Origin of the sequence: Paraburkholderia nodosa (genome assembly GCF_001718195.1) — a bacterium.
GTDB classification, from domain to species: domain Bacteria; phylum Pseudomonadota; class Gammaproteobacteria; order Burkholderiales; family Burkholderiaceae; genus Paraburkholderia; species Paraburkholderia nodosa_A.
In genome coordinates this window covers 50,132-62,537 of record NZ_MCNV01000023.1, presented here as the reverse complement: position 1 = coordinate 62,537, position 12,406 = coordinate 50,132, and the positions used below count along the sequence as shown (strand labels likewise).

The 12,406-nt window shown below is 65.3% G+C and carries 8 protein-coding genes; 4 read left to right on the top strand and 4 right to left on the bottom strand.

The window, feature by feature from the left end:
- Positions 1 to 92: 92 nt before the first annotated feature.
- From infB to truB, 3 genes are all read left to right on the top strand, one after another.
- Positions 93 to 3,050, top strand: a complete 2,958-nt coding sequence (gene infB, locus BFD71_RS29675) for a translation initiation factor IF-2 (protein ID WP_069267874.1) — start codon at positions 93 to 95, stop codon at positions 3,048 to 3,050.
- A gap of 184 nt (positions 3,051 to 3,234) precedes the next feature.
- On the top strand, positions 3,235 to 3,600 hold the full coding sequence (gene rbfA, locus BFD71_RS29670) for a 30S ribosome-binding factor RbfA (protein WP_042272510.1): 366 nt from the start codon (positions 3,235 to 3,237) through the stop codon (positions 3,598 to 3,600).
- Positions 3,601 to 3,608: 8 nt separating this feature from the next.
- Positions 3,609 to 4,592 (top strand): tRNA pseudouridine(55) synthase TruB, encoded by a 984-nt coding sequence (gene truB / locus BFD71_RS29665; protein ID WP_069267873.1) that lies wholly within the window; start codon positions 3,609 to 3,611, stop codon positions 4,590 to 4,592.
- A 105-nt stretch (positions 4,593 to 4,697) separates the two neighbouring features.
- Here truB and BFD71_RS29660 read toward each other — a convergent pair whose 3' ends face one another.
- From BFD71_RS29660 to BFD71_RS29645, 4 genes are all read right to left on the bottom strand, one after another.
- A complete protein-coding gene (locus BFD71_RS29660; protein WP_069267872.1) occupies positions 4,698 to 6,263 on the bottom strand; it encodes a DHA2 family efflux MFS transporter permease subunit in 1,566 nt (521 codons plus the stop codon).
- Between the two features lie 104 nt (positions 6,264 to 6,367).
- Positions 6,368 to 7,648 (bottom strand): EmrA/EmrK family multidrug efflux transporter periplasmic adaptor subunit, encoded by a 1,281-nt coding sequence (locus BFD71_RS29655; protein ID WP_069267871.1) that lies wholly within the window; start codon positions 7,646 to 7,648, stop codon positions 6,368 to 6,370.
- Positions 7,649 to 7,713: 65 nt separating this feature from the next.
- The gene (locus BFD71_RS29650; protein WP_083245541.1) at positions 7,714 to 9,315 is read right to left on the bottom strand and encodes an efflux transporter outer membrane subunit; all 1,602 of its coding nucleotides are present in this window, start codon (positions 9,313 to 9,315) and stop codon (positions 7,714 to 7,716) included.
- 86 nt (positions 9,316 to 9,401) lie between these two features.
- Positions 9,402 to 9,908 (bottom strand): MarR family winged helix-turn-helix transcriptional regulator, encoded by a 507-nt coding sequence (locus BFD71_RS29645; RefSeq protein ID WP_069267870.1) that lies wholly within the window; start codon positions 9,906 to 9,908, stop codon positions 9,402 to 9,404.
- Positions 9,909 to 10,319: 411 nt separating this feature from the next.
- On the opposite strand from BFD71_RS29645, the gene typA reads away from it, so the two are divergent.
- The gene (gene typA / locus BFD71_RS29640) at positions 10,320 to 12,146 is read left to right on the top strand and encodes a translational GTPase TypA (RefSeq protein WP_069267869.1); all 1,827 of its coding nucleotides are present in this window, start codon (positions 10,320 to 10,322) and stop codon (positions 12,144 to 12,146) included.
- Positions 12,147 to 12,406 lie beyond the last annotated feature (260 nt).

Sequence of the window (12,406 nt, the reverse complement as noted above, 5' to 3'; positions counted from 1 at the left end):
AACGCGGCGGAGCCTTGCAGAACGCGAGGCACCGAAGGCCGCATGACCCGATGTCAACCGCAAGGAATCGGTCCTTGCATTAAGAGGAATGAATGGCGAGTAACAACGTAGCCCAATTTGCCGCGGAACTGAAAATGCCTGCCGGCGTGCTGCTCGAGCAGCTGCAGGCGGCGGGCGTCACGAAAGCGAGCGAGAGCGATGCCTTGTCGGAGACCGACAAGGCGCGTCTGCTCGATCACTTGCGCAAGTCTCACGGCTCGACTGATGCAGACAAACGCAAGATCACGCTGACGAAACGGCATACGTCGGAGATCAAGCAGTCCGATTCGACGGGTAAGGCACGCACCATTCAGGTCGAGGTGCGCAAGAAGCGCACGTTCGTCCGCCGCGACGAGTCCGCCGGAGAGGCGGAGGCATCGAATCATGCAGCCGACGCAGCTGCTGCCGCCGAAGAGGCGGAGCTGCAGCGCCGCGAGGAAGAAGCGCGCCGCGAGGCAGAACTGCTCGAGCGTCAGGCCCAGGAGCTCAAGGAGCGCCAGGAACTGCTCGCCCGTGAAGAGTCGGAGCGCCGTGCGCGCGAAGAGGCCGCCGAGGCCGAACGCCGCCGCGCCGAAGAAGAAGCTGCAAAGAAGAGGGCGGCGGCCGATACCGCCGCTCGCGAGTTGGCCGCTCAGGCCGTGGCTGCGCAGCGCAATGCCGAAGCGGAAGCGAAAGAAGTGAAGCAAGCGCAGGATCAGCAGGAAGAACAGCGCGCCGCAGCCGAGCGCGCCGCGCAGCGCGAGGCGGCCCAGAAGGCCGAAGCCGCCGCACGCGAAGCCGCCGATAAGGCGCAGAAGGAACAGGACGAGATCGCCCGCCGCCGCGCGGCTGCAGAAGCCGAAGCGCGCGCGATCCGCGAGATGATGAACACGCCGCGCAAGGCGCAGGTGAAGGCACCCGAGCCGCCCAAGCCCGTCGAGCCGGCCAAGCCCGCCGAAGCCAAGGGCACGCTGCACAAGCCGGCCCGTCCGGAAGGTGCGCCGGCACGTCCGGCCGCCGGAGCAGGCGCCGCGGCGAAGAAGCCGGCCACGACGGCCGCGCCTTCGACGAGCGCGCCGGGTGCCGGTGCGGGCGACCGCAACAAGAAGCCGGGCGCAGGCAAGGGCGGCTGGCAGGACGACGCGGCCAAGCGCCGTGGCATCAAGACGCGCGGCGACTCGTCGGGCGGCGTGGACCGCGGCTGGCGCGGCGGCCCGAAGGGCCGTGGCCGTCACCAGGACGCGTCGACGTTCCAGGCGCCGACCGAGCCGATCGTGCGTGAAGTGCACGTGCCGGAAACCATCACCGTGGCCGACCTCGCGCACAAGATGTCCGTGAAGGCATCGGAAGTCATCAAGGCGATGATGAAGATGGGCCAGATGGTCACCATCAACCAGATGCTCGACCAGGAAACGGCGATGATCATCGTCGAGGAACTCGGCCACCGTGCGGTTGCCGCGAAGCTCGACGATCCGGAAGCGCTGCTGGTCGAAGGCCAGGGCACGGCTACGGACGCCGAGCAACTGCCGCGTCCGCCGGTCGTCACGGTCATGGGTCACGTCGACCACGGCAAGACCTCGCTGCTCGACTACATCCGCCGCGCCAAGGTTGCCGCGGGCGAAGCGGGCGGCATTACGCAGCACATCGGCGCTTACCACGTCGAAACGCCGCGTGGCGTCATCACGTTCCTCGACACGCCGGGTCACGAGGCCTTCACGGCCATGCGTGCTCGCGGTGCAAAGGCAACCGACATCGTCATTCTGGTGGTCGCAGCCGACGACGGCGTGATGCCGCAAACCAAGGAAGCGATCGCGCACGCCAAGGCTGCGGGTGTGCCGCTCGTCGTGGCGATCAACAAGATCGACAAGCCGGACGCGAATCTCGAGCGCGTGAAGCAGGAGCTCGTCGCAGAAGGCGTCGTGCCGGAAGAGTACGGCGGAGACTCGCCGTTCGTGCCGGTGTCGGCGAAGACCGGCGCAGGCATCGACGACCTGCTCGAAAACGTGCTGCTGCAAGCCGAAGTGCTGGAACTCACGGCACCGGTCGCAGCGCCGGCCAAGGGTCTCGTGATCGAAGCGAAGCTCGACAAGGGCAAGGGGCCGGTTGCAACGATCCTCGTCCAGTCCGGCACGCTGAACCGTGGCGACGTCGTGCTCGCTGGCAGCGCCTACGGCCGCGTGCGCGCCATGCTCGACGAAACCGGCAAGCCCACGAAGGAAGCGGGCCCGTCGATTCCGGTCGAGATCCAGGGTCTGTCGGAAGTGCCGGGCGCGGGCGAAGAAGTCATCGTGCTGCCGGACGATCGCAAGGCGCGTGAAATCGCCATGTTCCGTCAAGGCAAGTTCCGCGACGTCAAGCTCGCGAAGCAGCAGGCCGCGAAGCTCGAAAACATGCTCGAGCAGATGGGCGAAGGCGAAGTGCAGAACCTGCCGCTCATCGTCAAGGCGGACGTGCAGGGTTCGCAGGAAGCGCTGGTGCAATCGCTGCTCAAACTGTCGACCAGCGAAGTGCGCGTGCAGATCGTGCACAGCGCGGTCGGTGCGATCAGCGAGTCGGACGTCAACCTGGCAACGGCTTCGAAGGCGGTCATCATCGGCTTCAATACGCGTGCAGATGCGCAGGCGCGTAAGGTTGCCGAGGCGAATGGCATCGACATCCGTTACTACAACATCATCTATGACGCAGTGGATGAGGTGAAGGCGGCGATGTCGGGCATGCTGGCGCCGGAGAAGCGCGAGACGGTCACGGGCATGGCCGAGGTGCGTCAGGTGATTCGCGTGCCGAAGGTCGGCCTGATCGCAGGTTGTATGGTCACGGACGGTTTCGTCAAGCGTTCGTCGTCGGTGCGCGTGATCCGCAACAACGTCGTCATCCATACCGGCGAACTCGACTCGCTCAAGCGCTTCAAGGACGACGTCAAGGAAGTCAAGCAAGGCTTCGAGTGCGGTATGTCGATCAAGAACTTCAACGACATCGTCGAAGGCGACCAGTTCGAAGTGTTCGAGATCACCGAAGTCGCGCGTACGCTGTAATACAGCGGCGCCTGCGGGCAGACCTTCGGGTCGCCCGCCTGACCGCGGGTTTGCCGCGGTTTTGCCGATAACGGGCGGGGCAGGCGCTGGCCAGCCCCGCCCGTTTTGTTTTTTGCGCGGCCGTGTGCGCCTTCATGGACGCAACGCCGCCCGAATGCCTCGCAGATCAAGAGGTGGAACCATCATGCCGAAAAAACGTACTTCCCCGAATCGCAACGTGCAGATCGCGGATCAGATCCAGCGCGATCTGTCTGAGCTGATGCGCGAAGTCAAGGACCCGCGAATCGGGCTCGTGACGATCCAGAGCGTGGAACTCACGCCCGACTATGCGCACGCCAAGGTCTACTTCACGACCCTCACGGGCGACCCGAAGACCACGCAGGAAGCGCTCAATCACGCCGCAGGTCATCTGCACAACCAGCTCTTCAAGCGCCTGCATATTCACACGGTGCCGACGCTGCATTTCCACTATGACCAGTCGGTCGAGAAGGGTGTCGAGATGTCGCGCCTGATCGACGAGGCGAACGCGACGCGCGCGAAGGACGACTGACGCGGGCAATGACTGCATCATCGAAACAGAATCATGGCGGGCAGCGATCTGATGCGGCGCGACCGAGAGTCCCGCGCCGCCTGCTCGACGGCGTGCTGCTGCTCGACAAGCCCGTTGGCCTTTCGAGCAACGACGCGTTGATTCGTGCGAAGCGCCTGTACCGCGTGAAGAAGGCCGGCCACACCGGCACGCTCGACCCGCTCGCGTCGGGTCTGCTGCCGCTGTGCTTCGGCGAGGCGACCAAGTTTTCGCAGGATCTGCTCGAAGCCGACAAGACCTATGAGGCGACCATGCGCCTCGGCATTCGCACGGCCACCGGCGACGCCGAAGGCGAGGCGATCGAAACGCGCGAGGTCACCTGCGACGAAGCTGCCGTGCGTGAGACGATGACACGCTTCCTCGGCGACATCGTGCAGGTGCCCCCGATGTATTCGGCGCTCAAGCGCGACGGCAAGCCGCTCTATGAATATGCGCGTGCGGGCCAGACGGTCGAGCGCGAAGGGCGCGAGGTGAAGATCCTTGCGTTGGAGATGATCGCCAGCGCGCTTCCCGAGGTTCCCGAGGTGACGTTTCGCGTGACCTGCAGCAAGGGCACGTACGTCCGCACGCTTGCCGAAGATATCGGCGAGGCGCTTGGCTGCGGCGCGCATCTCGTGATGCTGCGGCGTACGGGTGTGGGCGCGCTCACGCTCGAGCATGCAGTGACGCTCGACGCACTCACCGCCGCCGACGAGCCCGAGCGCGACACCTGGCTGCGTCCCGTCGATGCGCTACTCTCCACGTTCCCCGCCGTGACGCTCAATGTAGAGGCGGCGCGCCGCTTCACGCATGGCCAGCGCTTGCCGCTCAACGAGCTGGTGCTCGATCGCGCGGTTTGCGAAGCGGCTGAACGCGTGCGCGTCTATGCAGAGGATGGGCGCCTGCTTGGCGTCGCGAAGGCCGCGAACGGCGTGCTTGCGCCGGAGCGGCTGGTGGTCAGCGGCGCAGCCTGAGTACGCTTGCGTCGCGCCTGGTGCGCACGAAAAAAAACGGCACGTCGGTGAGGAACCGGACGTGCCGTTTTGCTATGGATACCCGCAAGCGCTAGCGCATCGACCTCAATGCGCTGCCGAAGCCGCTGCACCCGCGTCCGCACCGCCGGCGCGCTCGGGCCGCGTGATCCAGATGAGTGCGATCAGCACGATGAAGATCATCGAGGAAATCCAGAACAGGTCGTTCACGCCGAGTTGCGCGGCCTGCTGCGAGAGCATCCGGTCGAAGAGCCCGTGCGCCTGGGAAGGATCGAGACCCGCGCCCTGGAACTGCTGCATCGACTGGTTGAAGACCGGGTTGGTCGGCGTAGCCACTTCGTTCAGGCGCGCGTGGTGAAACGTCGTCCGGTGATCCCACGCTGTTTCGAAGATCGAGGTGCCGATACCGCCGCACATGATCCGCACGAAGTTCGACAGGCCCGAGGCCGCGGGAATGCGATGGCCCGGCAGACCCGACAGCGTGATCGACACGAGTGGAATGAACAGACCCGCCATGCCGATGCCCTGGATGAGCGTAGGCAGCGTAAGCGCCCACGTGTCCACGCCCGTCGTGTATTGCGAGCGCATCCAGAAGCACAGCGCGAACACGATGAAGGCTGTCGTCGCGATATAACGCGGGTCGGTGCGCGGCAAGATCTTGCCCGTGATCGGCGAGAGCAGGATGGCGAAGAAGCCCACGGGCGCCATCACGAGGCCCGCGTCCGTTGCGGTGTAGCCGAGGGTGGTTTGCAGCCACAGCGGCAGTAGCACGAGATTGCCGAAATACAGCCCGTAGCCCACCGAAAGCGCAATCGTGCCGCCCGTGAAATTGCGTCGCGCAAATAGCGACAGGTCGACCACGGGGTGATCCGCGGTCAGCTCCCACACCACGAAGAACGCGAATGCGATCACGGCGGTGAGCGCGAGCACGACGACCGTGGTGGACGAGAACCAGTCGAGGTCCTTGCCCTTGTCGAGCATCACCTGCAGCGAGCCCACCCAGATGATGAGGAGCGCGAGGCCCACGCCGTCGATCGGCGCCTTCCTCACCTCCGAATCGCGATTGCGGAAGATCGCCCACGTGGCGAGCGCCGCGACGATGCCCACCGGAATGTTCACGTAGAAGATCCAGGGCCACGAAATGTTGTCGGAGATCCAGCCGCCGAGAATCGGGCCGGCCACCGGCGCGATCAGCGTGGTCATCGACCACATCGAGAGCGCCATGGGCGCCTTCGCGCGCGGGTAGCTCGCGAGCAGCAGCGTTTGCGAGAGCGGGATCATCGGGCCGGCCACGGCGCCTTGCAGCACGCGCGAGGCGAGCAGGAAGGGCAGCGTGGGCGCGAGGCCGCACATCCATGACGAGATCACGAACAGGATGATCGACGCCATGAACAGGCGCACCTGGCCGAAACGCTGTGTGAGCCAGCCGGTGAGCGGCACGGAGATCGCGTTGGCCACCGCGAACGAGGTGATGACCCACGTGCCCTGGTCCGACGACACGCCGAGGTCGCCCGAGATCGACGGGATCGACACGTTCGCGATCGAGGTGTCGAGCACGTTCATGAACACCGCGAGCGACACCGCGACGGTGCCGATCACGAGTTGCGCGCCCTGTAGCGGCGGATGCGCGACGGGTTGTTGTGCTGCTGCCATGGCGTCCTTTCTTGTTGACCTGTTGGAGGCCGCGCGAAACAAAGCGGCGCGGGCTGACGATCAGCCCGCGCCGGCGTCTGCGAGTGCTTTTATCAGGGCTTCAATCAGCCTTTTGCGCCCGGCTTCGCCGCGTGAGCGGACGACACCTGCGCCTTTGCGGATGCGTTGCCGGTCGCGCCGCTGGCGTTGTTGCTGACGCTAGCCGTCTTGTGCGCGTTCGGACCGGCGTTTTCGGCGATGATGCGCGCGATTTCCGCGTCGGCTTCCGCGCCGTACTTGGCGAACACATCGGTCTCGTAGACGGTGTTCTGCGCATTGCCGAGCTGCGTGCCCGAATCGTTGCGGATGCTCACGTCCACCTGCATCGAGAGGCCGATACGCAGCGGGTGCTTCTGCAGGTCTTCCGGATCGAGCGAGATACGCACCGGCAGGCGCTGCACCACCTTGATCCAGTTACCCGTCGCGTTCTGCGCTGGCAGCAGCGAGAAGGCCGAACCCGTGCCCGCCGAGAAGCCCACCACCTTGCCGTGGTAGACGACCGACGAGCCATAGACGTCGGCCGTCATCTCGACCGGCTGGCCGATGCGCATGTGCTTGAGCTGCACTTCCTTGAAGTTGGCGTCGACCCACAGCGAGTTCAGCGGCACCACCGACATGAGCGGATTGCCCGGCGAGACGCGCTGGCCCACCTGCACCGAGCGCTTGGCCACGTAGCCGGTAACCGGTGCGGGCAGCGTGTTGCGCGCATTCGCCAGATAGGCGTCGCGCACCTTGGCGGCGGCGGCCTCCACGTTCGGGTGATTGGCGATGGTCGTGTTCGCGGTCAGCGCGCGGTTTGCGGCGAGCTGCTGCTGTGCGGCTTCGAGCGCGGCTTCGGCACTGCGCACGGCGTCGCGTGCGTGCGAGATCTCTTCCTGCGAGACGGCGCCCGTCTGCGCGACCTGCATGCGGCGGCGCAGGTCGTCCTGCGCACGCGAGAGGTCGGACTGACGCTGGGCGACTTGCGCTTCGTACTGGCTGTCGTCGGCGAAGAGGCCGCGCACCTGGCGCACCGTCTGCGCGAGTTGCGCTTCGGTTTGCTCGAGCGTTACGCGTGCGTCGGCCGGATCAAGCAGCACGAGCGGGTCGCCGACGTTCACGGTTTGCGTGTCGTCCGCTTTCAGTGCGATCACCGTGCCGGTGACCTGCGGCGTAATCTGCACGACGTTGCCATTCACGTAGGCGTCGTCCGTGCTTTCGGTGAAGCGTGCGACGAGGAAGTAGTAGAGGCCGTAGGCAACGGCTGCAATCACGATCACGAGGACAAGCAGCGTCATCATGCGCTTGCGCTTGCCGCTGTTCGCGTTCGGCTGCGGGTTGGCCGCCGGCTGCTGGGGGGTGCTCATGGAAGGATCTCCGGATGCTTGCGTGCTGTTCGTTCAGTTTTTGATGTTCGTGTGCTGCTCGGCGCTCAGTTCGACACGGGCGCGGCGTTTGCAGCGTTCGCCGCCGCTGCCGCGTTCTGCGGCGAGCGCGTACCGCGCCACGGTGCGCCGTTCACGTCGCTCTGGCCCCGCGCTTCGCTGCCGACTTCGGCCGGCGGCGTGAGCCCCGCGCCTTGCGCTTCGAAGCCGCCGCCAAGCGACTTGATGAGCGCCATCTGCTGGTCGCGGCGCTGCGCCTTCAGGTTCGACACCGTCTGCTCCGCGGCGAGGCGGTTCTGGTCGGCGGTGAGCACCTGAAGCTGCTCGGAGAGCCCCGCCTTGTAGCGGATCACCGCGAGCTGCCAGGCCTTGGTCGACGCGTCGAGCGCGCGATCGGCGTCCACCAGTTGCCGGTCTGCCGAACGGATCGTCGACACGTTGGTCGCCACGTCCTGGAACGCGCCGATCAGCGTCTGGTTGTAGTTCGCGACATCGAGCTCGAAGTCGGCGTAGCGGCCCTTCAGTTGCGCGCGCAGCGCGCCCGCGTCGAAGAGCGGCAAATGCACGGCCGGGCCGATGTTCGCCTGGCGGCTCGTGAAGTTCAGGAATTTGCCCCAGCCGAACGCGTCGAAGCCGAAGCCGGCCGCAAGGTTCACGTCGGGATAGAACTCGGCCTTGGCTTCCTTCACGTCGTGCATCGCGGCTTCCACCTGCCAGCGCGCGGCGACGATGTCGGGGCGGCGCGCGAGCAGGTCGGCGGGCAGATTGTCGGGCAGGGCGACGTTGGCAACCGGGTTGAGCACCGGTTGCGCGATCTGCAGGCCGCGGTCGGGGCCCTTGCCGAGCAGCGCGCCGAGCTGATAGCGCACGGATTCGATCTGGCCGTCGATCTGCGAGAGGTTCGCCTGGCTCGTCGCGATGTTGCCGTTCGCGGTCTGCTTCTCGACGTTGGTATCGAGGCCCGCCACCACGCGGCCGTTCGTGATCGTGCCGATGGTCTTGCGGTTGTCGATCTCGTGCACGGCGATGTCGCGCAGCTCGTAGAGCTGGGCGAGCTGGTTGTACGTGCGGGCGACCGACGAGGCGAGCGTGATGCGCGCCTGCTGCATGTCGGCCTCGGCGGCACGCTGCGAGGACACGGCTTGCGCGAGGCGCTGACGGTTCTTGCCCCAGAGGTCCAGATCCCACGAGGCGCTGGCGAGCACGTTGTTCTCGCTATACCAGGTGCCGCCATACGGGGGCGGGAACAGGGCGTTGGCCGAGTACAGCTCGCGGGTCCACGAGTAGCTCAGGTTGGCCTTCGGGAAGAGCGCCGAGCGCGAGGTTTCGATATACGACGAGGCCTTGGCGAGGCGCGCCTGCGCCTGAGCGATGCTCGGGCTGCCTTCGAGCGCCTCGTCGATCAGCTTGGGCAACTGCGGATCGCCGAACTGGTTTGCCCAGTCGAGCGTCGGCCACTGGCCGCCTTGCGCCGGAATGCTCTGCGAGCTTTCGAACTGCTGCGGCTGATCGATGGTCTTGTCGCTCTTGATGCCGATGTAGTTCGCGCAACCCGCAAGGGCGAGCGCCGCGACCGCGGCGGCGACCGCCGCCCGGCAGGACAGTGCCCGCACGGCCGGAACTGGCGCAAACTCGGTTTGGGATTTCATTGCTCGTCTCGATGCGTGAGAGTGTGTGGTGATACTGGACGCTGCAGCTATTTTCTTGTTCGGCAATTTCAAATTTGCTTGCCCCGTCATCGATTCTCGGGCGGATTCGGGTTCGAACTCTGGCTAGCTTCGCAGCTATTCGAAAGAATCCGCCGCAACATGCTCTTCAGGAAGCCCACTTCCTCAGGCGTGAATCCGGCCGACAGATGCTCGGTGACACTGCGGAAAATCGCCGGCATGCGCGCGGCGATGGCAAGGCCCTCGGGCGTGAGCGCGAGGCGCACCGCGCGGCGATCTTCGGAGCTGCGCACGCGCTTGAGGAGCCCGCGCTTCTCCAGCCGGTCGACGAGACGTGTGACGGCGCTTGCGTCGATGCCGTACTCGCGGGCGAGTTCGGCTGCGAGCGTGCATTTGCCGGTCGCCACCATGAAGAGGATGCTGGCCTGCTGGCTCGTGACGCCGAGTTCGGCGACGGCGCGCTGGGTGACCATGTTCGACATCGTCGATTTCACCCGCGAGATCAGGTAGCCGACGCTTTCGCCGAGGTCGTAGTCGCGGACTTCGGGCGGGGGCGTGGGAGTCGGATCCGTCATGATTCTGCTGCGAGTGCAATGGTTGACCAGGCAGGGATTATAGGGGCGGTTAGTTGACGCGGCAAGGTTTATTCTGCCTTTGCCGAGAAACCTTTGCAGAGTAGGGGCTTAATCCGGCCCCGTGGGCATGGGAAAATCCGGCGTGAACGGCGCGCGGCGGCGTCCGTCGAATCGTTACCCGCGTTGCGCGGTTGCGACGCCGGCCGCCCCGATCCAGGGTGCTTCCTGATATGCGCGAGATCAATTCATCTGCGCGTGCTATAATTTCGGGTTCCCAAAAGTGCGTCATCGCAGCGATGCTGAATTGACCCGCCGGCAGCAAGTCCGGGGCGGGTCGAAGCGGCGGCCGCGCGCCCTCGCCGGGCCTGCCAGCAGGGCATGCGCGACGCACTCAACTGTACCCAGGTTCCTATGTCCCGCGCTCTTCGCAACATCGCCATCATTGCCCACGTCGACCACGGCAAGACCACGCTCGTCGACCAACTGCTGCGCCAGTCCGGCACCTTCCGCGACAACCAGCAGATCGCCGAACGCGTCATGGACTCGAACGACATCGAAAAAGAGCGCGGGATCACGATTCTGTCGAAGAATTGCGCCGTCGAGTACGAAGGCACCCACATCAACATCGTCGACACCCCGGGCCACGCCGACTTCGGCGGTGAAGTGGAACGCGTGCTGTCGATGGTCGACTCGGTGCTGCTGCTCGTCGACGCCGTCGAAGGCCCGATGCCGCAAACGCGCTTCGTCACGAAGAAGGCGCTCGCGCTCGGCCTCAAGCCGATCGTCGTCGTGAACAAGATCGACCGTCCGGGCGCCCGTATCGACTGGGTGATCAATCAGACCTTCGACCTGTTCGACAAGCTCGGCGCGACCGAAGAGCAGCTCGACTTCCCGGTGGTCTACGCTTCGGGCCTGAACGGCTACGCTTCGCTGTCGCCGGATGCGCGCGAAGGCGACATGCGCCCGCTGTTCGAAGCCGTGCTCGAGCACGTGCCGGTTCGCGACGCCGATCCGGAAGGCCCGCTGCAGCTGCAGATCACCTCGCTCGACTACTCGACCTACGTCGGCCGTATCGGCGTGGGCCGTATCAAGCGTGGCCGCATCAAGCCGGGTCAGCCGGTGGCGCTGCGCTTCGGCCCGGAAGGCGAGGTGATGAACCGCAAGATCAACCAGGTGCTGTCGTTCAGCGGCCTCGAGCGCGTGCAGGTCGAATCGGCCGAAGCCGGCGACATCGTGCTGATCAACGGCATTGAAGACATCGGCATCGGCGCGACGATCTGCGCGGTCGACACCCCCGAAGCGCTGCCGATGATCACGGTGGACGAGCCCACGCTGACGATGAACTTCCTCGTGAACTCGTCGCCGCTCGCCGGCCGCGAAGGCAAGTTCGTGACGAGCCGCCAGATCCGCGACCGTCTCACGAAGGAACTGAACCACAACGTCGCGCTGCGCGTGAAGGACACCGGCGACGAAACCACGTTCGAAGTGTCGGGCCGTGGCGAACTGCACCTCACGATCCTGATCGAAAACATGCGCCGCGAAGGCTACGAGCTGGCCGTGTCGCGTCCGCGCGTGGTGCTGCACGAAGTCGACGGCGTGAAGCAGGAGCCGTACGAAATGCTGACCGTGGACGTCGAAGACGGCCACCAGGGCGGCGTGATGGAAGAACTGGGCCGCCGCAAGGGCGAAATGCTCGACATGGCTTCGGACGGCCGCGGCCGCACGCGTCTCGAGTATCGTATTCCGGCGCGTGGCCTGATCGGCTTCCAGGGCGAATTCATGACGCTCACGCGCGGCACGGGCCTGATGAGCCACGTGTTCGACGCCTACGGTCCGATCAAGGAAGGCTCGCTCGGCGAGCGCCGCAACGGCGTGCTGATCTCGCAGGACGACGGCGCCGCTGTCGCCTACGCACTGTGGAAGCTGCAGGACCGCGGCCGCATGTTCGTGAAGCCGGGCGACGCGCTGTACGAAGGCATGATCATCGGCATTCACAGCCGCGACAACGACCTCGTCGTGAACCCGATCAAGGGCAAGCAGCTCACCAACGTGCGCGCCTCGGGCACCGACGAAGCCGTGCGCCTCGTGCCGCCGATCCAGATGTCGCTCGAATACGCCGTGGAATTCATCGACGACGACGAACTCGTGGAAGTCACGCCGCAGTCGATCCGTCTGCGCAAGCGTCACCTCAAAGAGCACGAGCGTCGCCGCGCGAGCCGCGAAGGCGCTGCCGAGTAATTGGCATTTTTAGCGCTTTTTTCTGCACTGCAATGCACAAAGACTCACAGAAAAGCCGCCGCTTTATGGGCGGCTTTTTTGCGTCTGGCGGGGATTGTATTGCGGTGCGGGAAGAGTGCGTTGCGAATGCCGCAAGGGCCCGTGGAAAAAGGGTTCCCGCGTGGTGTTCGGTCGCATTGCATCCTGTGGCGAGATGCGCATATGCGCTATACTCCGCGGATGCATGATTTAGGTCCTTCCAAGCAGACTTGATTCGCAAT